We start from the raw sequence: 23,552 nt of genomic DNA on the forward strand, positions 1-23,552 counted from the left end.
GCCCCGGGTGCAGGGCGGGCGGCCCTGGCAGGGAACACCTGTGCAGGTCCACCCTGGACCTGTCGGCGAACGGCCACGACCGTGTCCGCCACCCGCAGGAGGGCCGCCATGAAGAAGCAGAAGATCCTCTTGGCATACGGGAGCAAGCACGGCACCACCGGCGGCATCGCCGAGGAGATCGGCCGCACGCTGGAGCAGGACGGCTTCGACGCGGAGGTCCGCCCCGCCTCCGCGGTCCAGGACGTGACGGGGTTCGACGCCGTCGTCCCGGGCAGCTCGCTGCACGCGGGCCACTGGCAGCGCGAGGCCCTGCGGTGCGCCGGCCGCAACGCCGACGCCCTCGCCCACCGCCCGGTCCGGCTGTTCAGCAGCGGCCAGGTGGACGGTTCCGCCGAGCAGCACGAGATCCCGCCGGTGCCCGGCGCGGCCGGGACGATGGCACACCTGCGTGCCCGCGGGCATGCCACCTTCGGCGGCAGCCTCACCTCCGAGACCGCCGGCCGGATCGCCCGCACCATGGTCAAGCACGGCAAGGGCGGCGACTTCCGGAATCCGGAACGCATCCGGACCGGGGCCCACGAGATCGGCAGCGAGCTGCGCTCCCAGGGCCCGGAACAGGTCCGGGGGAGCGTGCGTCCCGTGCCCACCCCGGAGCCGGCTATCGAGATCACTTCGCTGACCAAGCGCTACGGACCGACGGTCGGCGTCGAGCGGCTCGACCTCACCGTGGCCGCCGGCGAGGTCTTCGGCTTCCTCGGACCGAACGGGGCCGGCAAGACCACCACGCTGCGCTGCCTGATCGGCCTGCTGCGGCCCACCGAGGGGCGGGTCCGGGCCCTGGGCCTGGACCCCGTAGCGGACCACCGCCGGCTCGCCCCCGCGCTCGGTTACCTGCCCGGCGAGCTGCGCCTCCACCCGGAACTGACCGGCCACCGATCCCTCCGGCTGCTCGCCGATCTGCAGGGCGCCCCGACACCCCGCCGCGCGGAGCTGTGTGAGCGCCTCGCCCTGCCGGATTCCGACCTGCGCCGCACCGTCCAGGAGTACTCGCGGGGCATGAAGCAGAAGCTCGGCCTGGTGCAGGCACTCCAGCACGACCCCGACCTCGTGGTGCTGGACGAGCCGACCGAGGGCCTTGACCCGCTGGTCCAGGAGACCTTCTTCGAACTGCTGGCCGAGGCGCGGGCGGCCGGTCGCACCGTCCTGCTCTCCAGCCACGTCCTGCCCGAGGTGCAACGGACCTGCGGCCGGGTGGCGATCATCCGGGACGGGAAGCTGGTGACGGTGGAGAGCGTCGCGGCCCTGCGCGAGGCGCGGGCGAGGAAGATCCGGTTGACCTTCACCGACGGCCGCGGCCGGCGCTCGCTCGGCGAGGCGGAACACTGGGCGCCGCGCTGGAACGGTGACCAGGTCGAACTCCTGGTGCCGCCCCGACGGGTGGTGGACGCGCTGCGCGGCCTGCTGGCCCTCCCCGTGGCCGACCTGGCGGTGGAGGAGGCCGGCCTGGAGGAGGCGTTCCTCGACCTCTACCGGCACGCCGACCCGGGGTCACCGCCGTGAGCAGCCGCTTCCCGCTGCTCTGGCTGGCCCTGTACCGGCGCCGGCGGATGCTGGTCGCCCTGGTCCTGGGCATGGTGGTCTTCGAGACCCTCATCGTGGTCATCGCCGACACGCTCTCGCCGGCCCAGCTCTTCGCCGGCGGCGGGCGCACACCGCCGAGCGCGTTCCGGGCGTTCAGCGGGTCCAGCGGCGACGTCTCGATCGCCGGCTACCCCGGGCTGCTCGGCGCCGGGCTCACCCACCCGTTCTGGATCGCGATCCAGCTCACCGCCGTCGGCGCGCTGACGGCGGCCGCCGTCGCGGCCGACGTGGAGTCGGGGACGATCGAACTCCTGATGGCCCGGCCCGTCACCCGCAACCGGCTGCTGGCCGAACGCACCGCGGCCGTGGCGGCCGCCTCGGTGCTGCTCAACCTCGCGGCGACGGTCACCGTGGCGATCGGTGTCGCCCTGTCACCGCAACTGCACCGGGCCGTGCCGATCAGCGGTGTGTTCGCGGCCGGGCTGCTGGGCTGCGCCTTCACCCTGTGCCTCACCGGCCCGGCGCTGGCCGTGTCCGCGGCTGGCCGCCGCCGCTCCCAGGTGGTCGGGATCGTCATCGCGTTGGGCGCGGTCGGGTTCGCCCTGAACTTCGTCGCGCTCGCCTGGTCGAAGGCGGCGCCGCTGCGCTTCCTCAGCCCGTTCCACTACTACACGCCGGGCGACGCGCTGGCCCACGGCGCCGTGCCGTGGTTCTCCGCGGGCGTGCTCGTCGCCGTGGGTCTGGCCGGGGTGGCGGCGGCGTTCCGGATCCTGGCCCGTCGGGACCTCGCCCCGTGACCCGAAGGCTGTCGCCGGCGCCCGTCGGCAGCGGCCGGGCTCAGAGGGAGAACCGGTGGCTCCCGCCGGGCCGGACGATCGTCGAGGAGCCGCGGAAACCGACCCGGACCGGCTCCTGGAGGCTCTCGCGAAGGCTGACCTGGACGGAGCGCCGGTCGACGGAGAGCGCGATGCCCCAGTGGCCGCGGTAGCGGAGGTCCAGGTCCACCCGGCCGATCGCCGACGGCAGCCGGGGGTCGAGCCAGATCGTGTCCTGGCGGATCTCCAGACCCGTGTAGCAGCGTTGCAGCAGGTCGACGGTGCCGGCCATGGCACCGAGATGGATGCCCTCGGCCGTGGTCCCGCCCTGCACGTCCGTGAGGTCGCCGTCGAGGGCGTCGCGGAAGAACCGCCAGGAGGCGCGGCGGTCGCTGCGGGTCAGGACCCAGGCGTGCACCACCGCGCTCAGTGTCGAGCCGTGGACGGTGCGCCGCAGGTAGTGGTCGGTCGTACGGCGGAACAGCTCGTGGCCGGCCGGATATCCGAGCCGGCGCAGGAGGCCGCGCACCTCGTGCGCGGAGAACAGGTAGAACAGCATCAGGACGTCGGCCTGCTTCGACGCCTTGTAGCGGTTCACCGTGTCGCCCTCGGCCTCCAGGATCCGGTCGAGTCGCCGCAGGTCGGGGTAGCGCCGGCGGTAGGCCGTCCAGTCGAGTTCGGCGAGGCGCTCGTAGCCGTCGAACTGGCTGAGCACGCCGTCGTGGAAGGGCACGCGCAGGCGGCGGCTCACCTCCTGCCAGCGGTCCAGTTCACCCTGGCCGAGCCCCAGCCGCTCCAGCAGTTCGTCGCGCCGGTAGTCCGGCAGCACCTCCACGGCGTCGAGGGCGCGAGCCAGCACCCAGGCGGCCAGCACGTTGGTGTAGGCGTTGTCGTCCAGCCCCGGCCGGTCGGACCAGGGGTAGGCGTCGTGGTACTCGTCCGGCCCGAGGACGCCGCGGATCGAGTACCGCTGGCGGTGCGGGTCGTACACCGCGGACGAGGACCAGAAGCGGGCGATCTCCAACAGCGTCTCCGCGCCGGTGCCGGCGAGGAAGTCCAGGTCGCCGGTGGCCTGGTAGTGCTGCCAGACGTTGTAGGCGACGGCGGATCCGACGTGGCGCTGGAGATGGCTGTGGTCGGGCAGCCAGCGCCCGGAGAGCGGGTTCAGGTGCAGCTGCTGGGACTCCTCCCGGCCGTCGGAGGCGCTCTGCCACGGGTACATCGCGCCCCGCAGGCCGACGGCCCGGGCGGCCTGCCTGGCGGCGTCGAGCCGGCGGTGGCGGTAGCGCAGCACGGCCCGGGCCAGCTCCGGAAACCGCAGGTTGAGGAGCTGGAGGACGAACAGTTCGTCCCAGAAGACGTGCCCGCGGTAGGCCTCTCCGTGCAGGCCGCGCGCCGGGATGCCGACGTCGAGGTCGACGGAGTGCTCGGAGTAGGTCTGCAGCAGGTGGAACAGGTGCAGGCGCACCGTGCCGATGCCGTCGAAGTCCGCGTCGATCCGGCAGCGGCGCCACAGCTCCGTCCAGCGCAGTGCGTGGTCACGGGCGAGGTCGCCGAAGCCGGGTGCCTGCCGTACCAGCGTCCGGGCGGCGCGCAGCGGAGCGCCGATGGCCACGTCGCGGGAGGTGTACACCGCCACGGTCTTCTCCACGGTGACCGGTGATCCCTGCACCGCCTCCAGTACGAGGATCTGGGTGGCCGAGCCGTCCTGAATCCGGTCGCCACGGGTCGACGGCAGGGGGACGCCGGCCCGGTGCGGCCGGGTCCGGGCGGCCAGCGCGATCCGCAGCGGCGATCCGGTGGCGGCCGTCCGGAGCCACAGCGTGCCGTCGGCGTCCACGCCCTGCCCGTCCGGTACGAGGTGGCGGCCGTTCAGGCCCCGGTAGCGCGCGACGCCGGTGTTGGACACGTCCCCGTCGAGCGCCGAGCGGACCTCCAGCCGGCCGGACCAGTTCTCGGGGACCAGCTCCGTCTCCAGCGCGAGCAGATGCGGCTGGGCCTGGCTGGCGATCCGGCGCTGCGTCAGCCTGGTCCGGCGGCCGTGCCCGTCCACGACCAGCGCCCGCCGGGTCAGTACACCGGCGCGCAGATCGAGTTCCAGGCTCTCGGACGCGGCGGGTCCGGTGAACCAGTCGCCCCCCTCCGGCCGGAAGGTGAGGGGCAGCCAGTTCGGGCAGTTGACCAGGTCCTCGTTCTCGACGGTGCGGCCGCCGACCACGGAGATCGTCCGGTCGTAGCAGCCGGCCAGGTAGGTGCCGGGGTAGTGGACGCCGTCGGCGTGACTCTCCGGCGCGGCGGCGCGGCTGACCAGGTAGCCGTTGCCGACCGCGCAGAGGACCTCGCGGACGCCCTCGTCGGCCGGGTCGAAGCCCTCGTAGCCGAGTCGCCAGGGATCGGAGGGCGCGGAGCCCCGGGAGCGCCCGTGCCTGTCGCTCACGACGTGTCGTCGGAGGGCGTCGACTCGGCGGTGCGGATGACGCGTCCGGTGATCCTGTCCGGGCGGATCCGCACCCAGGTGTCGCGCCGGCCGCCCACCCAGGGCTGGGGATCGGCGTGCTTCCCGAACCATTCCATGGCATCCGCCTCCGTGACCTGACGGGCCGGGCCGGTGACGAGGACGCTCCAGCCGACGCCGAACGCCCCGTCGAGCTGGTCGACCTCGAAGGCGACCCGCTCGCCCACCGCGGCGGCGGCGGCGCTCCGCGCCGTGGTGCGGTAGAGCACGGTGCCGTCCAGGACGCGGTAGTTGACCGGCAGGACCTCCGGACCCTCGGGCGTGGACCGGGCGACCCGGCCGACGCCACCTGGCTCCATCTTCGCCCAGCACTCCCAGGCCTGCAGCTCCTCCACCACCGGCCGGAGGACCGGCGTGGCCTGTCCGGGCGGTGAGTCGAGTCCGCCGCCGAGCAGATACCGGACCGAGGTGCCGAGCGCGCCGGCCAGCGCCGTGATCGTCTCCAGGTCGACGGCGGCCGGCTGCGACTCCAGGTACTCGAGGTAGCTGACGTCCATCCTGGCCCGCACCGCCACCTGCTCGCGAGTGAGGCCCAGTTGCTCACGGCGGTGCGCGACGCGGCGGCCGACGTCGCCGGGGTGCACGGGGTTTCCCCGGGCGCGACCGCGATCCGTTGTACTCACGAACATCATCCCTCTCCGGTCCTGGGCACCCGTCGCCTGCCGACGGCTGTCACCTCCCCGACTCCCATCCTTCGCCGGGCCGGTGGCCCGTACCAGGGCCGTTCGGCTCCCCGGGACAACGCGAACGGACCTGACGGGGGCGGCCGGAGGAGCGACCGGCCCTGGCCCCGGCCCGCCGTACGGGCGGACGCTGGAGTCGGCCACCACCGGGCGCCTGTCGCGGCCGGGCCGCACCCAGGGAGCCGCAGATGTCCACCGTCCAGCGTTTGCCGTCCGCCGCCGAGGCCCTGCTGGCCGACGGGTCCACCGCGCTCATCCGGCCACTCGTCCCGGCGGACCGGGCGGCCGCATTCGACCTGCACGCCCTGCGGATGTCCGACGCGAGCCGCCGGATGCGCTTCTTCGGCGTCAGCCGCCTGGCACCGCGGACGGCCGCCGACCGCCTGTGCGGGCCGCCCCGTCCCGGCTTCCTGAGGCTGGGCGCCTGGGCGGGCGGCGAGCTGGTCGGCGAGGCCGACTACGAGATCGAGGAGGGGCACGAGGACACCGCCGAGCTGGCGTTGGCCGTCGCCGACGCCTGGCAGCACCGTGGCGTCGGGACCCTGCTGATCGAGCACCTGATCCATGCGGCGCGCGAGCGCGGCATCCACTCGATCGAGGCCGACACCCTCGCCGGCAACCGGGCGGTCCACCGCGTCTTCTCCGACCTCGGGCTCCCCGTCCACCGCCGCTTCGAGCCGGGCGGGATCCGGGTGCGAGTCGCGCTGGACGAGGCCGACGAGCACTACCGCGAGGCTGTCGACGAACGCGGCCGGGCCGCCGACGTGGCCAGTCTCACCGCGCTGCTGCGGCCCCGCTCCGTGGCGGTGGTCGGCGCCTCCCGGCGGCCAGGCTCGGTCGGTCAGGCGGTGCTGCTCAAGATCCGACAGGGTGGGTTCACCGGTCCGGTGTGGGCCGTCAACCCGCACGCCGGGACAGTCGCCGGCGCACCCGCCCATCCTTCGGTCACCAGCCTCCCCGCGGTGCCCGACCTCGCCGTGCTGGCCGTGCCTCCCGCCGCGGTGGCGAGCGTCGCGCAGGAGTGCGGCCGGGCCGGGGTCCGGGCCCTGGTGGTGCTCACCTCCGGTCTGGACGCCGCGACCGCCCGGGAGCTGATGCACGCCTGTCGCCGTCACAGCATGCGCCTGGTCGGCCCGAACAGCCTCGGTGTCGCGCAGACCGACCGGGAGGTCGCGCTGGACGCCGAGTTCGGCGGTGCCTTCCCGCTGCCCGGCACCGCCGGGGTGGCCGCCCAGTCGGGCGGCGTCGGCATCGCCCTGATCGAGCGGCTCACCTGGCTCGGCATCGGCGTCTCCAGCTTCGTCTCCCTCGGGGACAAGTACGACGTCAGCGGGAACGACCTGTTGCAGTGGTGGGAGAGCGACGGTCGTACCGACCTGGCCCTGCTGCACCTTGAATCCTTCGGCAGTCCGCGGGCCTTCGCCCGCACCGCCCGCCGCGTCACCCGTAGGTTCCCCGTGCTGACCGTCGACGCCGGGCGATCCGCCGCCGGACGCCGGGGAGCCGCCTCGCACACCGCGGCCGCGGCCACGCCGACCGTGACCCGGGAGACACTGTTCCGCCGGGCGGGCATCACCGCGGCCCGGGGCATAGCGGAGCTGGTGGAGACCGCGGCCCTCCTGCACAGCCAGCCCCTGCCGGGCACCCGCGGCACCGTCGCCGTGGTCTCCAACGCCGGGGGCGTGGGCATCCTGGCCGCCGACGCCTGCGTCGAGGCCGGGCTGGACCTGCCGACGCTTCCCGCCGGCCTGGCAGACGGCCTGCTCGCCGGTCTTCCCGACGGTGCGAGTGTCACCAATCCCGTGGACACCACCGCGGCCGCCGGTCCGGGCGAACTGCGCGCGTGCGTGGACACGCTGGTTCACAGCGGAGCGGTGGACGCGCTGCTGGTGTGCCTGGTGCCGACCGCTCTGACCGTCGACGCGCAGCAGGACCCGGTCCGGGCCCTGCTGGACGCACCCGCCCGCCGCCGGATCCCGGTCGCCGCCGTCCGGATCAGCCAGGAGGTCCCGGTGCAGTACCTCACCTGCGCCGACGGCGGGCTCCTCCCCGTCTACGCCGACGCCGTCGCCGCCGCCCGGGCCTTCGCCCACGCCCGCGACCGGGCACGGTGGCTGGCGGAGCCGGCCGGCCCGGACGCCGAGGCCGGCGCCACCGACCCCGGGGCGGCCGGGGCGCTCGCCGACGACTTCCTCGCCACCCACCCGGACGGCGGCTGGCTCGACCCGTCCGCGACCGCCCAACTCCTGGAGTCCTACGAAATCCCGCTCACCACCTCCCTCTGGGCCCCTGACGAACACGCCGCCGTCCTCGCCGCGCGGTCGCTGCGCCAGCTCGGCCACGACGGCAAGGTCGCGGTGAAGGCCTACTGGCCTGAGCAGGTCCACAAGAGCGCGGCCGGGGCCGTCCGCACCGGGCTGGCGCGGGAGAGCGAAATCCGGGCGGTCTGGCACGAGTTCGCCGAGCGCTTCGGCGACCGGATGGCCGGTGTCGTCGTGCAGCCGATGGCCGGGCCCGGTCTCGAACTGCTCGCCGGCATCGTGCAGGACCACGTCTTCGGCCCCCTGGTCGTCCTCGGGCTCGGCGGCACCGCCACCGACGTGCTCGACGACCGGTCGACCCGGCTCGCCCCGCTGACCGAACGGGACCTCACCACCATGGTGACGGACCTGCGCAGCGCTCCGATGCTCCTGGGCCGTCCGGGGATGCCACCGGTCGACCTGGCCGCCGTACGCCGGGTGCTCGCCGCACTGTCCGCGCTGGCCACCGATCTCCCCCAGCTCGCCGAGGCCGACCTCAACCCGCTGATCGCAGGGCCGGACGGAATCGTGTGCGTGGATGCCGGAATCCGCCTGGAACCGCTGCCCGTCTTCGACCCGTACCTGCGCCGGCTGCGCCGGGCGCCGGACACGGACGCACCGGAGGAACGATGAACCGCAGCATGCTAGACGGCGTGCCGGCCGAGTCCTTCGCCCACACCGACGCCGCTCGGGTGCTCGGCCGGGCCCCGGTCCGCGACTGGATGAGCGGGCCCGTCGTAGCCGTTGTCCCGACCTCGGACTTCGCCACCATGGTCACGGCGATCACCGCGTCCCGGCGCGGGGTGCTTCCGGTGGTCTCGCCGGACGGCGCACCGGTCGGTGTGGTCGCCGCCTCGGACCTCCTCGCCGCCTACGCGGGCGAGGAAAGCGGGGCAGGGCACGGGGCCGGGGTCACCGCGGGCGACCTGATGACCTCCCCCGCCGTCACCGTGACCCAGGACCGGACGGTCGGCGAGGCCGTCCGCGTCGCCCGGCAGGCGTCCGTGCACCACCTCCCGGTGGTGGACGAGGACGGACGGCTGACAGGGATGCTGTCGCCGCACGACCTGCTCGACTCGCTGCGCGCGGACGACGAGGCGATCCGCACGCAGGTGCTGGCCCTGGCCCTCACCCCCGGCTCCGGAGTGGTGCCGAACTCCCTGCGGGTGCGGTGCGAACGAGGCCACGTCGCCGTGACCGGACGCACCCGCGTCCGGGCCGACGCGGCGGCCCTGTGCCTGGGAATCGCCGCCGTGGAGGGAATCGCCGGGTTCACCCACCGTCTCACCTGGGACCTCGACGACGGCTCGGGCGACATCCCGGTCAACGACGCCCCGGCCGGGGAGAACTTGCTGCCGGTCACCGTGCCGACCCCGCCGAGGAGGGTCAGCAGGCCAGGGCGGGGCTCCGGAGGGTGAGGGGTACTGCCGACCGCCGTCATCGCTGCCTCCCGGGGGAGTGGGTCCGATGCCCGTCGTGACGCCGGAACGGCCCGGTGTCCTGGGCCGCTCCGGCCCGGGTGGCTGGACCGAACGGCCCTGTGCGACCGCCACGGGTGGGCGGACAGTGGGAGGACGGAAGGCACTACCCGCGAAGGGGTGAGGACCATGCAGCACCGCAGCGTCCGTGACGTGATGACCCAGGAGGTCGTGACCGCCGGGCCTGGAACGTCGTTCAAGGAGATCGCGGGGCTCTTCCACCGCAACGACATCACCGCCCTTCCGGTCGTCGACGACCGGCGGCGCCCGATCGGGATGGTCTCGGAAGCCGATCTGATCCGCAAGGAAGCCGTCCTGCCCGACCCCGACGGACGCGCTCCGGGCCGTTGGCTGGACGCGCACGACCGCGCACGGGCGGAGGCGGAGACCGCCGGCGGTCTGATGACGAGCCCCGCCGTCACCGCTCACGCGGGGTGGACGATTCCCGAGGCCGCCCGCGCGATGGACCGCCACAAGGTGAAGCGGCTCCCGGTGGTCGACGAGGCGGGCCGGCTGGTCGGCATCGTCAGCCGCCGTGACCTGCTCCAGGTCTTCCTGCGCCATGACGCCGCGATCCGCGAGGAGATCAGTCACGACGTGCTCGGCCAGACCCTCTGGCTGGCCCCCGACGACGTGCGGGTCACGGTGCAGGACGGCGTGGTGACGCTCACCGGCCGGTTGCCGCGCCGGAGCCTGGTCCCGCTCGCCGAGCAGCTCTGCCGGGCGGTGGACGGCGTGGTCGCCGTGCACCAGACCCTCGACTGGGCCGAGGACGACACCGACGTCCAGGTGGAGCACCCTCGCGCATACCGCGCGGGGAGATGACCTGCGGCCGGACCGGAGTGCACAGGGCGCTGTGCCGGACGGCACTGCCCGGGCAACTCCGGATCCCTGACTCGCTGCGTCGCCCGCCTTCTCCGGCAGATCACCCGAGCCTGCCGCCCGCCAGGGCCGACCGGCCCACCCGATCGGTACCGGGCAGCCCTGGCCTCGCCACGGCGCCGGACAGTCTCCTGGAGACCAGGAGGTGGCCCGAGGGGGCGTACCGGGGCGGCCGTCGAGGCCGCGCACGAGCGGCGCGGGATCCGCACTCCACGAACCCGAGATCTCGATCCCCCTGGAGCAGGAGAGATGCGAGTCGCCGACTTGATGATCACCCCGCCGATCGCGGTGCCGCCGCACGCCACCGCGCGACAGGCTGCCCGCCGTATGGACCGCGAGGCGGTCGGCTGCGTGCTCGTCGCCGAGGGCGACACCCTCCACGGCATCCTCACCGACCGTGACCTGGTGGTCCGGGCGCTGGCCCCGCGCGCCGACCTGGAGACACCGGTGTCCGAGTTCATGTCAGCCCCCGCCGTCACGGTGGACGTGGCCGACGACCTGGAGGCCGCCTACCGGGTTTTCCGCCGGACGGGGGTGCGGCGACTGCCCGTGCTGGACGGGCACCGGCTGGTCGGGCTCCTGGCCGTCGACGACCTCTTCCTCGACGTCCTGCAACGCCTTTCCGACCTGCTCGGGCCGCTGTCGTTCAGCGTGCTGCGGGAAGGCAGCGCCGGCCCCGGCCCCGCAGCACACACCCCGATCCCCTCAGGAGCACGCCATGACACGCCGGTGGAACACCGTCGGTGAGGTGATGACCCACGCCGTCGTCGCCGTGGGCCGTGATGCGACCTTCCGAGAGATCCTGGACACGCTCCGACGCTGGAAGGTCAGCGCCGTTCCCGTCCTCGCCGGTGACGGCCGGGTGATCGGCGTCGTCTCCGAGGCCGACCTGCTGACCACCCAGGACCGGGAACCGGACCGTGCCGAGGCGTTCACCGCCGGGGAGATGATGTCGGAGCCGGCCGTCACCGTGCATGCGGCGAGCCCGACCGCGGAAGCGGGCCGGGCCATGGCGCGCGGCCACCTCAAACGGCTCCCCGTGGTGGACGACGAGGGCTATCTGGTCGGGATCGTGAGCCGCGGTGACCTCCTCAAGATCCACCTCCGGGACGACGAGGACCTGGCCGGCCAGGTGAGGTTCGAGCTGCTCGCGGCCCTTGCCCCGGAGCGGACGGTGGCGGTCGACGTCCGGGCGGAGGAGGGCAGGATCATCCTGAGCGGCACCCTGCCGGAGGCCTCGGCCCTTCCCGTCCTGGAGCGGCTGGTCCGGGCGGTTCCCGGGGTGGTGGACGTCGACGTGCGGGCCCTCGCCCCTGCCTGACGTTACGGGGCGGCCGCCGTCCTCACCGGGGTCGGTGGGGCCGGCGGGCCGGCGGATCGGGAGTTCCGCGTCCTGCGGCGGGGCCGGGGCACGGGGACAATCGTGGCAGGTGTCCGCCGTCCGGTTCAGGAGACGATCGATGGACGTGACCGAGGCCCGCGAGGCCGGGCAGCCCTTGCGCGTGTTCCTGCTGGACGATCACGAGGTGGTGCGACGCGGGGTGCGGGACCTGCTGGAGGCCGAGCCCGACATCGAGGTCGTCGGCGAAGGCGGAACGTGTGCGCAGGCACTGGCCCGGGTGCCCGCCCTGCGGCCACGGGTCGCGGTGCTGGACGTACGGCTGCCGGACGGCGACGGGGTGACCGTCTGCCGGGAGCTCCGGGACCGGATGCCCGGGCTGGTGTGCCTGATGCTGACGTCCTTCGACGACGACGAGGCCCTGCTGGACGCGATCATGGCCGGCGCCGCCGGGTACGTCCTGAAGCAGGTCAAGGGCGCCGATCTGGTCAGCGCGGTGCGCACCGTGGCGTCCGGGCAGTCGATGCTGGACCCGGCCACCACCAGCAGGCTGATGGAGAGCCTGCGCCACCACGACGAGTCCGACGCGGAGGCCGCCCTGTCCCAGCTGACCCCGCGTGAGCGGGAGATCCTGGCGCTGGTGGGGGAGGGGAGGACCAACCGGGAGATCGGCCAGGAGCTCTACCTCGCCGAGAAGACCGTGAAGAACCACGTGTCGCGGCTGCTCGCCAAGCTCGGTGTCGAACGCCGGCTGCAGGCAGCCGTGATCGCCGCCCACGCCGACGACGAGCAGCACCCGACCCGGCCGCACCGACCCTGATCGGCCCGCCTGATTGAGCCGGTCGGCCCAAGCCAGGAGCCGCGAGCGGGCGCACCGTGGGGAGTGAGGCAACAGCCTCCCCTCACCACCGGGAGCCAGCGATGAGGTACTGGAACGACCACGACATGGGTGGTTGGGGCTACGGCTTCATGGCCATCGGCATCCTGCTGGTCCTGGGGCTGCTGGTCGTCGTCACCGTCCTCCTGACCCGCCACCTCGGCCAGGTGCCCCCGCAGCGCCCACCCGATGGGCCGGCCACCGCACCACCGTCGCCGGAACAACTGCTCGCGGAGCGCTTCGCCCGGGGTGAGATCGACTCGGACGAGTACCGCCACCGCCTCGACACCCTGAGATCGGGCCCCACCGGGCCGGTTTCCGGCTGACCCCGCCGACGCAGGGAGGACGCCATGGACATCCTGGCTCTCGACGACGCGGCGCTGGAGAAACTGCTCGCCGCCGCGGTCGCCGCGCCGTCCGTCCACAACAGCCAGCCGTGGCACTTCCGGCTGGACCCGGGCACCTCGACGATCCAGGTGCGGGCCCTTCGGGAGCGCGGGCTGCCGGTCACCGATCCGGACGGGAGGGCTCTGCACATCTCGGTGGGGGCCGCGGTTCTCAACCTTCGCGTCGCCGCCCGCCGGATGGGCTGGGCGCCGTTGGTCCGGCTGCTGCCCGACTCCACCGAACCCGACCTGCTGGCCGCGGTCGAGCTGGACGAGATGTCCCGCGCCCGGCTCGCCAGTACCGCCGAGCTCTACGACGCGATCTGGCGACGCCACAGCGTCCGGACCCCGTTCACCGGGCAGCCGGTCACCGCCGCGGTGATGGACCGACTCGCCGAGACCGCCCTGGCGGAGGAGGCACTGCTGCGCTTCCCGGTCGGTGCGGAACGCAGCCGGCTGCTGCAGCTGACCGCCGAAGCCGAGTGGCGCAACACCACTGACCCCGTACGCAGTTCTGAGAGCCGCAGCTGGGTCCAGGGGCCGGACGCTCCCGCCTACGGGATCCCCCCTGCCGCGCTCGGTCCCCAGGACAGCGCCGGCCGGATGCCGATGCGGGACTTCGCGGCGATCGGCCCTGTGGACCCTCTGCCGCCGGTTCCGTTCGAGACCGAGCCGTGCATCGCCGTCCTCGCCACCCGGGACGACGCGCCGGTGGACTGGCTGCACGCCGGCATGGCGCTGGAGCACGTGCTGCTGGTCGCGACCACGCATCAGGTCCGGGCCTCGCTCCTGCACCAGGCGATGGAATGGCCTGAACTGCGCCGCGGCGCTGGCGGCCCCCGGCACGGCCCGGACCACGCCCAGGTGCTGATCCGCCTCGGCCACGGGCCGGAAGGCTCACCGACGCCCCGGCTCGCGGTCGCCGACGTCCTCGACCCCGAGGACCATGGTCCTGGCCGGCCGTGAACGTTACGGGAGGCCTTCCGTACCGCACGTGGCCGAACGACCGGCCCGGGCCCGGCCGGGGCTGCCGTTCCCGGCCCCCGGAGGCGCGGACGGCGCGGGACCGGCGTGGCAGTCGTCCCCGGGGCGGATCCGAAGGAGATGATCCCCATGGCTTTCTCCGCGACCGGGCATCCGGTACGCGTCGACGCGCGGCTGGACCTGCCGCTGTCACGCTGGTTGTGGCTGGTGAAATGGATCCTGGCGATCCCGCACTGGATCGCCCTGTTCTTCCTCTGGATCGCCTTCGTCCTCCTCAGCGTGGTCGCCTTCTTCGCGATCCTCTTCACCGGCCGCTACCCGCGCCCGGTCTTCGACTTCAACCTCGGCGTGCTGCGATGGTCCTGGCGGGTGTCCTACTACTCCTACGGGGCGCTGGGCACCGACCGGTACCCTCCCTTCACCCTGGGCGAGGAGGCCGACTACCCCGCGCACCTGGACATCGCCTACCCCGAGCAGCTCTCGCGAGGACTTGTACTGGTCAAGTGGTGGCTGCTGGCGATCCCGCAGTACGCCCTCGTAGCGATATTCGCGGGCGGAGGCCGGGAGAATTGGGCCGGCGGGGGCCTGGTGGGCCTGCTGGTGCTGTTCGCCGGGGTCGCCCTGGCCGTGACCGGCCGTTACCCGCTCGGGATCTTCGACCTCGTGGTCGGCCTCGACCGCTGGGTGCTGAGGGTCGCGGCCTACGCCGCACTGATGACCGACGCCTACCCGCCGTTCCGCCTGGACCAGGGCGGATCCGAACCCGGCTCCAGCCCTGACGTGGCAGGACCGCGGTGACGCCCGGGCACCGCCCCCGCCCGGACCGGGGGCCGAGGTGACCAGGGTCGCGGCAGGACACGCCACCGGCCGAGACCTTCCCCGCGCTTCACCACCCGGCGGAAGCAGACCGGAGGGACAGTCCGGGCCGCCCGCCCTAGTCTGGGACCGGGGGCCGTGGACGTCGTGACACATGCGAACGGAGAACTGCGGTGGGCTCACCCTCGGAGCCGGGCCCCACCGCCTCGGCGCAGCCGGGTCTCGACGACCTCCTACGGACGCTTCAGTCGCGTCTGGACACCGCACAGGACACCGCACGCCGGATCCACGACCTCCTGCAGGCGGTGCTCGTGGTGGGTCGCGACCTCGACCTCGACCAGGTTCTCCGGCACATCGTCGAGGCCGCGGTCAGCCTGGTGGACGCGGAGTACGGAGCGCTCGGTGTCATCGGTGAGGACCAGCGGCTGTCCCGGTTCGTCCCCGTCGGGATCGACCAGGAGCGGATCGGGCGCATCGGCCCGTTCCCGAGCGGGCACGGCCTGCTGGGCGAGCTGATCCGCCGTCCCCGGCCGCTCCGCCTGGCGGAGATCTCCGGGCACCCGGCCTCGTACGGCTTCCCGGAGCACCACCCGCCGATGCACAGCTTCCTGGGCGTGCCGATCCGGGTCCGCGACCGGGTCTACGGCAACCTCTACCTGACCGAGAAGCGCGGCGGCGCGGAGTTCGACGCCGAGGACGAAGCCGTCCTTGAGACCCTGGCGGCGGCGGCCGGCGTGGCCGTCGACAACGCCCGGCTGTACACGCAGGCGCGGCTGAGCGAGCGCTGGCTGGCAGCGACCGCCGAGGTCACCAACGGTCTGCTGTCGGGCAGCTCCCAGCAGGAGGTGTTCGACCTCCTGATCGCGCGGGCGGCCGACATCGCCGGCGCGGACCTGACGGTCGTGGCGCTTCCCTCCCCGGACGGCCGGAGCCTGGAGGTGAGAGTGGCCGTCGGGCTGGACGCGGAGGTGCACCGGGGCCTCGTCCTGCCGAGGGAGGGTTCCTTCGTCGGCGCCGCCGTCCGGACCGGCGGGCTGGTCACCACCGCCGACGTGCGCAAGGACCCGAGGATCACCGCCGGGCCGCCGCGGTGGTCCGGGCTCGGGCCGGCCGTGGCCGTGCCGATCGGCACGGCGGCGGGCGGCGTTCGCGGTGTGCTGATGCTGGCCCGGGCGGAGGGCAAGCCCGCCTTCGGGCCGGAGGAGTCCACCCCGCTGGCGGGTTTCGCGGGGCAGGCCGCCGTCGCGATGGAACTGGCCGAGCGCCGCCGGGACTCCGAGCAGGTCGCACTCCTCGAAGAGCGCGACCGGATCGCCCGGGACCTCCACGACCTGGCGATCCAGCGCCTGTTCGCCACCGGGATGACCCTGCAGGGCGCCGCCCGCTTCATCGAGCACCCCGAGGCGTCCGCGCGGGTGCTGCGGGCGATCGACGACCTCGACGAGACGGTGCGGACGATCCGCTCCAGCATCTTCGGACTGCGGGCCAAGGACCGCGGACCGGTCGCGCACGGGTTGCGGGGAAGGGTGGTCGCCACGGTCGACCGGGCGGCAGCCGGCCTCGGATTCGCACCCGCGCTGAGGATGGACGGTCTGCTGGACCTCCGGGTGCCCCCGCCGGTGGCGGACGCGCTGGTCGCGGTCCTGGAGGAGGCCCTGTCGAACGCCGTCCGCCACGCGCGCGCCCGCACGGTCCAGGTGGACCTGAGCGTGGACGGCGAGCTGAACCTGACGGTCACCGACGACGGGATCGGCCTCCCGCCGGACGGCCCCCGAAGCGGGCTGGCCAACCTCGCGGAGCGGGCACGACGCCTCGAAGGGAGCTTCCGGGCCGGTGCGGGCCCCGACGGCGGGACCCGGCTGGAATGGCGGGTACCGCTCCCCGTGCCGGAACGGGGGAAGCCGCCGGCCGACCCGTAGGGGCCCGGCCCGCCGCGAGTCCACCCGGCGTCAGTCCGCGATCAGAACGGCGACGCCGGTGACCCTATCGGCCGCCAGGTCCGCCAGTGCCTGGTCGGCCCGGTCCAGGGAGTACCGCTGGACATGGACGGCCGGGCGGTGCAGGGCGGCCTCGGCGAGGTAGGCGCGGCCGTCCTCCCGGGTGTTGGCGGTGACGCTGCGCAGGGTCCGCTCCTGGAAGAGGTGGCGCTGGTAGTCGAGCCCGGGAATGTCCGTGAGATGGATTCCGGCCACCGCCAGGGTGCCGCCGCGGTCCAGGGCGGACAGTGCCACCGGCACCAGGTCGCCGACCGGCGCGAAGAGGATCGCCGCGTCGAGCGGCTCCGGCGGAGCGCCGTACGCTTCGCCGGCGGAGGCCGCACCCAGCTCCAGCGCCAGCCGCCGGGCCTTCTCGGCCCGGGTGAGGACGTGCACGGAGGCGCCCCGGGCGAGGGCGAGCTGGGCGGTCAGATGGGCGGACGCCCCGAACCCGTAGATGCCCAGCCGGCCGCCCGGTGGCAGTTCGGCCCGCTCCAGGGCCCGGTAGCCGATGATCCCGGCGCACAGCAGCGGAGCCAGCTCCTCGTCCGGCGGCCCCTCGGGCAGCCGGTAGGCGAACCGGGCGTCGGCCACCGTGTACCCGGCGTAGCCGCCGTGGACGTCCCACCCCGTGTACCGGGAGGCCGGGCAGAGGTTCTCCCGGCCGGCCAGGCAGTACGGCACCGGCCGCAGGTGCCCGCCAGCCAGGCCACGCCCACCCGGTCGCCGGGGGAGAAGTCCTTAGCCCCGGGGCCGCGGCGCACGACACGACCCACGATCTGATGGCCCGGCGTGCACCGTGGCCTGCGCGGTGCGAGGTCGCCCTCGGCGAGGTGGAGATCGGTACGGCACACGCCGCAGGCGGCCACTTCGATCAGCAGTTCCCCCGGACCTGGCTCCGGGACGGTTCGCTCGACACGTTCGAGTGGTGCCGACGCCATCGGGCCCGGACGGTTCACCACCCAGGCCCCGGTGTCGGTCGAGGCGACGTCGGGTGTCGGCATCGTCGGCTCCCTTCCCGCGGCTTCCCCTCCGCCCGACCCGGGTGGCCGGGTCGCGCCGGACCGGCACGAGGCCCGCCGCTCACTTCATCGTCCACCGGCTCGGGTCCTCGGGGGCGAGGGCCGAACGGCCCCCGATCGGACCTGAGGGCCCGGGTGCCGGGAGGGACGACGCGCGGGAAGGTGGAATCACGCGGGCTGTGTTCCGGCCCTCGAACGACCGCGACACCTCCGCGGGAGACCGTCCTGAGCGAGGGAGCATGTCATGGCACTTCCAGTGATCGTCGGAGTGGACGATCCCCGCAGCGCGGTCGAGGCCGTCGACTGGGCCGCTGACGAGGCCTGGTCCCGGGGCACGCGCCTGCACCTCGTCCACGCGTGGCTCTGGGAGCCGGATCAGGCACCGGATTCGCTGGACGCGCAGGCGGCCAGGCGCTCGGGGGAGGAGTCGCTGCGGGTGCTCGCGGAGCGGGCCGCCGAGCGGCACCGCGAGGTCGAGGTCACCAGCGGGGTCGTGGATTCGAGCCCGCGCGAGGCACTCGTCGCTCTCAGCGCCGCGGCCGGCCTGCTCGTCGTGGGATCGCGGGGAGCCGGTGGGTTCCATGGGCTGCTCGTCGGTTCCACCAGCCTGCACGTCACCGCCCACGCCTCCTGCCCGGTCGTCGTGGTCCGGGCGGCCGGCCCCGAGGCCACGGACGGCGTCGCGGTCGGGGTGCAGGGGCGCGACCCCTCCGACGAGCTGCTCGAATTCGCCTTCGACAGTGCCCGCAGGCGGGGTCTGCCGTTGCGCGCCGTGCACGCCTGGAGCCTGCCGCTCGTCCTCGGCCCCGGCCACGCCCTGCCGCCCGTCTACGAGTCCGGCCACGTGGAGGCCGAGGAGCGGCGGTTGCTGGCCGAGATCATGGCGGGATGGCAGGCGAAGTATCCCGAGGTGCCGGTCGAGGAGGATGCCGTGCGATCCGGCCCGGCGAAGCACCTGGTGGCGCTTTCCAGGACGCATCAGCTCGTCGTGGTGGGCCGGCCAGGGAAGCCGGAGGGCCCCTTCGGCCGGCTCGGGTCGGTGAGCCAGGCCGTCGTCCACCACGCCCACTGCCCGGTCGCCGTCATCCCCTCCGCCTGAGCCCCGCCCCGCGACGGGTCGGCGGTCGGGACCTCCCGCCACCGGATCGGTGGGGCGGGGACCGGTGGATCAGTGCCGTGGGGGGCGGGCGAATAGGGCCGTTCGGCGCACCCGGCGGCCCGGGCGGCCCCCGGGACGAGGCGACCGGGACGCGCACGCTGGTGAGTGGGCGGGGAAACTCCGTCCAGGGATCCATCGGAGAGGTTGGCGTCATGTGCAGGAATTCCCCCCGCCACCCGCCCTCGATGCCGACAAGAACCGTCGCACCCGTGCGTCGCTGCCCGGCTGTCCGGGGGATCGCCAGAGGGCCCCGACCGTCCCGGCCCCCGCGCGTCGGGGAGGCCGCTGCACTGTGCCTCGCGGCCGCGGTATCGGGAGGTGAGCCCGGTGGCCAGCTCTGACAGTCCGAACGGCGAAGCCCCCGGGACGCGGTCGGCGGAGGGCCGCGGAGCCGAGGAGTGCACGCGGGAACAGAGTCTTGAGCTGCTCCGCCAGACGGTGATCGGGCGACTCATCCACACCGACGACGCGATGCCCGCCGTCACACCCTCCTGTTTCACCCTGGACAGCCTCGGCGAGGTGGTCATCCCCCTGCCGGCGAGCTGGCGGGCGGACCTGATGGACGGGGAGGTGGTCGGTTTCGAGACGGACCGCTTCGACGAGCAGACGCTCCAAGGCTGGACCGTGCTCGTCGTCGGTCGCTCCCGCCTGGTCACCGACCCCGGGAAGATCGAGGCCCTGAAGGACGGAGGGCCCCTGCACTGGGGGCACCGGCCCACCAGGGGGTACCTGAGCATCCACCCGGAGCTCGTCACCGGTCAACGGTTCGGATCATGACCTCACCGACGCCGTCGGGCACAGCGGTCCCGGCCGCCCACGCGCGACGGCCAGGGCCGGTCCCCGGAGAGGAGGGGCGCCATGGCACCCGGACGTCCCGCAGCAGCAGCCTTCAGCACCGCGCTGCGCACGCATGTCCGCAGGGCGGCCGGCCGCGAGCCGAACCCCCTGGGCCGCCGCAGCGACCTGCAACGCAGCCGTCTCGTGGTGGCCCTCACGGTCGCCCTGCTCCTCTCGTTCGCGCTCACGCTGCCGGCGGCGCTGGCCGCTCTCCGCGTCGGCCAGCGCGAGGCACGGTACGAGGGGCAGCACCGCCATCGCGTCACCGCGACCACCGTCGACGCCGCCGTGGCGGACAGGACGGGCTCACGCTCCGGAGCCGGTGGCTTCCACGCGCAGGCCGTGTGGCAGTTCCCGGCCGGCGTGCGCGGCAGCGGTCCGGTCGCGGTCGCTTCGGCCGCCCCCGCAGGTGCGGAGATCAGGATCTGGGTCGACGACCACGGGCGACGGGTGGCCGCACCCCGCCCGGGGACGGAGATCGTCACGACGGCCGTCCTGACCGGGACGGGAACCATGACGCTGTTGTCGGGCGCCGCCTTCGCGGCCTACCGGCTCGGGATCCGCCGGATCGACCGCCGCGCCTCGGCGGCCTGGGCGAAGGAGTGGGAAGGGGTGGAACCCGAGTGGTCCGGCCGTCCCCGCCACCGGGGTTCGGGCGACCCGTGAGGGCCCGCCGCTCGCCCTGCCCGGACGGGAGCGGCCGACAGGTCCGTACCTGCCACCGATGACATGCTGGACCGCAGGAGGTGGATGGCATGACCGGAAGCAGCTTCCTGCCCGAGGACCCGGGCGGGGCCCCGCCCGCTCCGGGCGGTGTCGCCGAACGCATCGCCCTACGGTCCCGACAGCTCGGAATCACGCGCGAAGAGCTGGCGAACGGAGCAGGCATGTCACTCCGATACCTCCAGCACCTGGAGGAACTCGGCGAGGACTTCGACCCGGCCGCCGTCGTGCGACTGGCCGCCGTTCTGCGGATGACTTACGACGAACTCCTGCACGGGCGTACCGAACTCCCGCCCGGGCAGCCTCCACCGGGACCGCACCCCACGCTGGCCAAGCTGACCCCGGACGAGTGCTGGGACCTGCTGTCGGACCACGGCATCGGGCGGCTGGCCCTGTCCTCGCGGTCCGGTCCCGCCATCCTGCCGGTCAACTACCTCGTCGACGCGCATTCGGTCGTCTACCGGACTTCCCCCAGGGGCGCCGCCGGGGCTGTGGGGGGCAACGAGGTCGCCTTCGAGGTGGACCACCTCGACGAACCTCACAGTGAGGGCTGGAGCGTCCTCGTCGTCGGCACGGCCGAACGGATCGACGACGACACCGCGCGGGAGCTCGCCGCGCAGCCCGGAGCGGAGCCCTGGGCGGCCGGAGCCCGCGATCTCTGGGTACGGATCCGCCCCACCCGGGTGACCGGCCGCCGGATCAGAACGTCCTGACCTGATCGCCTCACGGAGGTGCCTCGCCTGTCATGCCCCGGCCGGCTCGGGCCGGGACGGCTGTGTCCCCGAAGGCAGTGCCACGGTGAAGGTGCTCTTCCCGGGGTGGCTGGTGAGCGCCACGGTGCCGCCGTGGGCGGCTACGACGGCATCGACGATCGCCAGTCCGAGACCGGTGCTCCCGTGCGTCCGGGCGCGGGCCCGGTCGCCGCGTACGAAGCGTTCGAAGACCCTGGGGGCGATCTCAGGGTCGACCCCGGGGCCGGTGTCGGTGACGGTCAGCAGCACCCGGCCCTCTTCCCGTCCGAGTGTCAGGGTGACCTCGGTGCCGTCGGGGGTGTGGGTGCGGGCGTTGGTGAGCAGGTTGGCCACCACCTGGCGCAGCCGGTCACCGTCCCCGGGGACGGTGACCGGCTCCTCGGGCAGGACGAGCCGCCAGCGGTGACGCGGTCCGGCGGCGCGGGCGTCGTCGGTGCAGTCCAGGGCCAGCCGGGTCAGGTCGACGCTGCCGGGTGCCAGTGGCCGGCCGGCGTCGAGCCGGGCCAGCAGGAGCAGGTCCTCGACGATGGCGCCCATCCGCCGGGACTCCGCGTCGATGCGGATGAGCGAGTGGCGTACCGGCTCGGCCATCGGGCCCTGGTGCCGTAGCGCCAGTTCGGCATGGCCCCGGACGGTGGCCACCGGGGTGCGCAGTTCATGACTGGCGTCCGCGGCGAACGCGCGCAACCGCTCCTCCACGGCCTGGCGCTGGGCGAGGGCGTCCTCGATGTGGCCCAGCATGCGGTTGAGGGCCGCACCGACCCGCCCGACCTCGGTGCGGCTGTCGTCGTCCTTCACCCGGACATCGAGCTCGACCTCCCCGTTCGCCAGCGGCAGGGCCCCGACGTGCTCGGCCGCTGCCACGACGCGCCCGAGCGGGCGCAGCGAGAGGCGGATCCAGAACGCGCCGGCCGCGGTGGCGGCTGCCAGTGCGGCGCCGAACACCACCAGTTCCACGCTGATCAGCTGATGGGTCGTGGCCTCCACCGGATGGAGTGGCAGGCCGGTGACCAGGACGTCGCCGTCCTGGCCGGCGATGGCGCGCAGCCGGTAGCCACCGAGTCCGGACAGGTGCACGCTTCGGGCCGCGCCGTCGACCGGCAGCGCGGCGAGGGACCGCTGGTCGGTGGAGGTCAGTTGGACCAGGTCGTCGGTGTCGGCCGGGGCGTTACCGGCGGCCACCTCGGCGTCGTCGGCGTCGCCGTCGACCACCCCGGCGGTGGTCACCCTCCCGTCGAGCAGCCTGGCGCCGAAGGTGCCCGGTGCCTGGGCCCGGGTGTCACTGCGGCTCCCGGTGGCACCCGGGGCCCGGCTGTCCCGGTGTTCCAGGCTCGCGGCGTAGCGGCCGGAGGTGTCGGAGAGCTGTTGGTCCAGGCGGGCGACCAGGAAGTGACGCAGCGCGTCGGTGGTGGCGAGGGCGACGCCGCCGCAGGTGAGCAGGAGCAGCGCGAGCAGGCCGGCGATCAGACGGGCCCGCAGGGTACGCGGCACGGGCAGGCGTACGGCGGCCCGGCGCGCCCTCGGGCCGATCACTGCGGTGCCTTGAGCAGGTAGCCGGCGCCGCGGACGGTATGGATCATCGGTGGCCGGCCGGCGTCGATCTTCTTGCGCAGGTAGCTGATGTACAGCTCGACGACATGGGCCTGGCCGCCGAAGTCGTACGACCAGACGGCGTCCAGGATCTGCGCTTTGCTCAACACCTGCCGGGGGTGGCGCATCAGGAGGTGGAGCAGGGCGAACTCGGTGGGGCTCAGGTCGACGGTGTCCCCGGCACGAGTGACCTCCCTGGCCTGCTCGTCCAGCACCAGATCCCCCAGGACCAGGGCGTGCGCCGGGGGGCCGGCCTGCCCGGACTGCGAGGGGGCCGCTCTGCGCAGCAGGCCGCGAAGGCGCACCACCACCTCGGCGAGGCTGAAGGGCTTGGTGACGTAGTCGTCCCCGCCGGCGGCCAGCGCGGCGATCCGGTCCTCCACGGCGTCCTTGGCGGTGAGGAAGAGCACGCGCACCTCGGGCCGGGTGGCGTGGATCCGCTCCAGCACCTGCATGCCGTCGAGGTCGGGGAGCATCATGTCCAGCACCACGGCGTGCGGGTCCCACTCGGCGGCGAGCGCCACGGCGCTCGGCCCGTCCTCGGCGCCCCGCGCCTGCCAGCCCTCGTACCTGAGCGCTCCGCAGAGCACCTCGACCAGGTCGGGCTCGTCGTCCACGACCAGGATCCGCCAGGGTGACCGGGCGGCGGCGGGGGCGGTGTCCATGTGGGTCCAAGGGCTCTGGGGGTGGCGGCTGGATCCAATCTCGCTCCCCGATGAGAAGCCGATGAGATCCACTTCTGCCCGACGGTCCGGCGGGACGTCCCTGACCTGCGAGAACGCGCCGACCGGCGGGGATCGGCAGGGTCACGTTCAGAGGGAACTGAGAGCTTGCGGT

At 73.9% G+C, this 23,552-nt stretch carries 21 protein-coding genes and 1 pseudogene; 16 read left to right on the top strand and 6 right to left on the bottom strand.

Annotated features, from left to right (window positions below; genetic code table 11):
• The first annotated feature begins 108 nt into the window (after nucleotides 1-108).
• Both J2S46_RS36510 and J2S46_RS36515 read left to right on the top strand, forming a co-directional pair.
• Nucleotides 109-1,560, top strand: coding sequence for an ATP-binding cassette domain-containing protein (locus tag J2S46_RS36510; RefSeq protein WP_229913166.1), 1,452 nt, complete (start codon nucleotides 109-111; stop codon nucleotides 1,558-1,560).
• A complete protein-coding gene (locus tag J2S46_RS36515; RefSeq protein WP_191292873.1) occupies nucleotides 1,557-2,378 on the top strand; it encodes an ABC transporter permease subunit in 822 nt (273 codons plus the stop codon). The genes J2S46_RS36510 and J2S46_RS36515 overlap by 4 nt, the downstream gene beginning before the upstream one ends.
• 40 nt (nucleotides 2,379-2,418) lie before the next feature.
• Here the strand turns inward: J2S46_RS36515 and J2S46_RS36520 are convergent, their stop codons facing one another.
• Entirely contained in the window at nucleotides 2,419-4,833 is a 2,415-nt protein-coding gene (locus J2S46_RS36520) for a glycoside hydrolase family 65 protein (protein ID WP_191292924.1), read from the bottom strand.
• A complete protein-coding gene (locus J2S46_RS36525; protein WP_229913167.1) occupies nucleotides 4,830-5,495 on the bottom strand; it encodes a pyridoxamine 5'-phosphate oxidase family protein in 666 nt (221 codons plus the stop codon). The genes J2S46_RS36520 and J2S46_RS36525 overlap by 4 nt, the downstream gene beginning before the upstream one ends.
• Before the next feature lie 287 nt (nucleotides 5,496-5,782).
• On the opposite strand from J2S46_RS36525, the gene J2S46_RS36530 reads away from it, so the two are divergent.
• The 10 genes from J2S46_RS36530 (at nucleotide 5,783) to J2S46_RS36575 (ending at nucleotide 16,575) form a co-directional block, all read left to right on the top strand.
• Nucleotides 5,783-8,527, top strand: a complete 2,745-nt coding sequence (locus tag J2S46_RS36530) for a bifunctional acetate--CoA ligase family protein/GNAT family N-acetyltransferase (RefSeq protein ID WP_191292875.1) — start codon at nucleotides 5,783-5,785, stop codon at nucleotides 8,525-8,527.
• A complete protein-coding gene (locus J2S46_RS36535; protein ID WP_191292876.1) occupies nucleotides 8,524-9,312 on the top strand; it encodes a CBS domain-containing protein in 789 nt (262 codons plus the stop codon). Before J2S46_RS36530 ends, J2S46_RS36535 begins: the two co-directional genes overlap by 4 nt.
• A 189-nt stretch (nucleotides 9,313-9,501) precedes the next feature.
• Nucleotides 9,502-10,197, top strand: coding sequence for a CBS domain-containing protein (locus tag J2S46_RS36540; RefSeq protein ID WP_191292877.1), 696 nt, complete (start codon nucleotides 9,502-9,504; stop codon nucleotides 10,195-10,197).
• Nucleotides 10,198-10,503: 306 nt separating this feature from the next.
• A complete protein-coding gene (locus J2S46_RS36545; protein ID WP_191292878.1) occupies nucleotides 10,504-11,001 on the top strand; it encodes a CBS domain-containing protein in 498 nt (165 codons plus the stop codon).
• Nucleotides 10,973-11,575: a CBS domain-containing protein gene (locus tag J2S46_RS36550; protein WP_191292879.1), complete on the top strand. Its 603-nt coding sequence runs from the start codon at nucleotides 10,973-10,975 to the stop codon at nucleotides 11,573-11,575. Before J2S46_RS36545 ends, J2S46_RS36550 begins: the two co-directional genes overlap by 29 nt.
• A 139-nt stretch (nucleotides 11,576-11,714) precedes the next feature.
• The gene (locus tag J2S46_RS36555) at nucleotides 11,715-12,413 is read left to right on the top strand and encodes a response regulator (protein ID WP_191292880.1); all 699 of its coding nucleotides are present in this window, start codon (nucleotides 11,715-11,717) and stop codon (nucleotides 12,411-12,413) included.
• Between the two features lie 101 nt (nucleotides 12,414-12,514).
• Nucleotides 12,515-12,796, top strand: coding sequence for an SHOCT domain-containing protein (locus J2S46_RS36560; protein ID WP_191292881.1), 282 nt, complete (start codon nucleotides 12,515-12,517; stop codon nucleotides 12,794-12,796).
• 24 nt (nucleotides 12,797-12,820) lie between these two features.
• A complete protein-coding gene (locus J2S46_RS36565) occupies nucleotides 12,821-13,822 on the top strand; it encodes an Acg family FMN-binding oxidoreductase (protein WP_191292882.1) in 1,002 nt (333 codons plus the stop codon).
• 147 nt (nucleotides 13,823-13,969) lie between these two features.
• Nucleotides 13,970-14,638, top strand: coding sequence for a DUF4389 domain-containing protein (locus J2S46_RS36570; protein WP_191292883.1), 669 nt, complete (start codon nucleotides 13,970-13,972; stop codon nucleotides 14,636-14,638).
• Between the two features lie 191 nt (nucleotides 14,639-14,829).
• Nucleotides 14,830-16,575 (top strand): GAF domain-containing sensor histidine kinase, encoded by a 1,746-nt coding sequence (locus tag J2S46_RS36575; RefSeq protein ID WP_191292884.1) that lies wholly within the window; start codon nucleotides 14,830-14,832, stop codon nucleotides 16,573-16,575.
• 30 nt (nucleotides 16,576-16,605) lie between these two features.
• Here J2S46_RS36575 and J2S46_RS36580 read toward each other — a convergent pair whose 3' ends face one another.
• Together J2S46_RS36580 and J2S46_RS40960 are read right to left on the bottom strand one after the other, a co-directional pair.
• On the bottom strand, nucleotides 16,606-17,316 hold the full coding sequence (locus J2S46_RS36580) for a zinc-binding alcohol dehydrogenase family protein (RefSeq protein ID WP_370882285.1): 711 nt from the start codon (nucleotides 17,314-17,316) through the stop codon (nucleotides 16,606-16,608).
• Nucleotides 17,316-17,636: pseudogene (locus tag J2S46_RS40960) on the bottom strand (alcohol dehydrogenase catalytic domain-containing protein); the annotation flags it as partial. The pseudogene J2S46_RS40960 and the gene J2S46_RS36580, both read right to left, overlap by 1 nt.
• Nucleotides 17,637-17,898: 262 nt before the next feature.
• On the opposite strand from J2S46_RS40960, the gene J2S46_RS36585 reads away from it, so the two are divergent.
• The 4 genes from J2S46_RS36585 (at nucleotide 17,899) to J2S46_RS36600 (ending at nucleotide 21,086) form a co-directional block, all read left to right on the top strand.
• Nucleotides 17,899-18,753, top strand: a complete 855-nt coding sequence (locus tag J2S46_RS36585) for a universal stress protein (protein WP_191292885.1) — start codon at nucleotides 17,899-17,901, stop codon at nucleotides 18,751-18,753.
• Between the two features lie 387 nt (nucleotides 18,754-19,140).
• A complete protein-coding gene (locus J2S46_RS36590; protein WP_191292886.1) occupies nucleotides 19,141-19,590 on the top strand; it encodes a pyridoxamine 5'-phosphate oxidase family protein in 450 nt (149 codons plus the stop codon).
• 81 nt (nucleotides 19,591-19,671) lie between these two features.
• Nucleotides 19,672-20,316 carry an Rv1733c family protein gene (locus J2S46_RS36595; RefSeq protein ID WP_191292887.1) on the top strand — a complete coding sequence of 215 codons (645 nt, stop codon included), beginning with the start codon at nucleotides 19,672-19,674 and terminating at the stop codon, nucleotides 20,314-20,316.
• A 221-nt stretch (nucleotides 20,317-20,537) separates the two neighbouring features.
• Nucleotides 20,538-21,086: a pyridoxamine 5'-phosphate oxidase family protein gene (locus J2S46_RS36600; protein WP_307352459.1), complete on the top strand. Its 549-nt coding sequence runs from the start codon at nucleotides 20,538-20,540 to the stop codon at nucleotides 21,084-21,086.
• Nucleotides 21,087-21,116: 30 nt separating this feature from the next.
• Here J2S46_RS36600 and J2S46_RS36605 read toward each other — a convergent pair whose 3' ends face one another.
• Entirely contained in the window at nucleotides 21,117-22,658 is a 1,542-nt protein-coding gene (locus J2S46_RS36605) for a sensor histidine kinase (RefSeq protein ID WP_229913168.1), read from the bottom strand.
• Nucleotides 22,655-23,380 (bottom strand): response regulator transcription factor, encoded by a 726-nt coding sequence (locus J2S46_RS36610; protein ID WP_191292889.1) that lies wholly within the window; start codon nucleotides 23,378-23,380, stop codon nucleotides 22,655-22,657. The genes J2S46_RS36605 and J2S46_RS36610 overlap by 4 nt, the downstream gene beginning before the upstream one ends.
• Between the last annotated feature and the right edge of the window lie 172 nt (nucleotides 23,381-23,552).

This window comes from Kitasatospora herbaricolor (genome assembly GCF_030813695.1).
Lineage (GTDB): Bacteria > Actinomycetota > Actinomycetes > Streptomycetales > Streptomycetaceae > Kitasatospora > Kitasatospora herbaricolor.

Excerpts from the sequence above, each read along its gene's own strand:
- J2S46_RS36510 (WP_229913166.1), top strand. The coding sequence starts at position 109 with ATGAAGAAGCAGAAGATCCTCTTGGCATACGGGAGCAAGCACGGCACC.
- J2S46_RS36530 (WP_191292875.1), top strand. The coding sequence starts at position 5,783 with ATGTCCACCGTCCAGCGTTTGCCGTCCGCCGCCGAGGCCCTGCTGGCC.
- J2S46_RS36535 (WP_191292876.1), top strand. The coding sequence starts at position 8,524 with ATGAACCGCAGCATGCTAGACGGCGTGCCGGCCGAGTCCTTCGCCCAC.
- J2S46_RS36540 (WP_191292877.1), top strand. The coding sequence starts at position 9,502 with ATGCAGCACCGCAGCGTCCGTGACGTGATGACCCAGGAGGTCGTGACC.
- J2S46_RS36545 (WP_191292878.1), top strand. The coding sequence starts at position 10,504 with ATGCGAGTCGCCGACTTGATGATCACCCCGCCGATCGCGGTGCCGCCG.
- J2S46_RS36550 (WP_191292879.1), top strand. The coding sequence starts at position 10,973 with ATGACACGCCGGTGGAACACCGTCGGTGAGGTGATGACCCACGCCGTC.
- J2S46_RS36555 (WP_191292880.1), top strand. The coding sequence starts at position 11,715 with ATGGACGTGACCGAGGCCCGCGAGGCCGGGCAGCCCTTGCGCGTGTTC.
- J2S46_RS36560 (WP_191292881.1), top strand. The coding sequence starts at position 12,515 with ATGAGGTACTGGAACGACCACGACATGGGTGGTTGGGGCTACGGCTTC.
- J2S46_RS36565 (WP_191292882.1), top strand. The coding sequence starts at position 12,821 with ATGGACATCCTGGCTCTCGACGACGCGGCGCTGGAGAAACTGCTCGCC.
- J2S46_RS36570 (WP_191292883.1), top strand. The coding sequence starts at position 13,970 with ATGGCTTTCTCCGCGACCGGGCATCCGGTACGCGTCGACGCGCGGCTG.
- J2S46_RS36585 (WP_191292885.1), top strand. The coding sequence starts at position 17,899 with ATGGCACTTCCAGTGATCGTCGGAGTGGACGATCCCCGCAGCGCGGTC.
- J2S46_RS36595 (WP_191292887.1), top strand. The coding sequence starts at position 19,672 with ATGGCACCCGGACGTCCCGCAGCAGCAGCCTTCAGCACCGCGCTGCGC.
- J2S46_RS36600 (WP_307352459.1), top strand. The coding sequence starts at position 20,538 with ATGTCACTCCGATACCTCCAGCACCTGGAGGAACTCGGCGAGGACTTC.
- J2S46_RS36610 (WP_191292889.1), bottom strand. The coding sequence starts at position 23,380 with ATGGACACCGCCCCCGCCGCCGCCCGGTCACCCTGGCGGATCCTGGTC.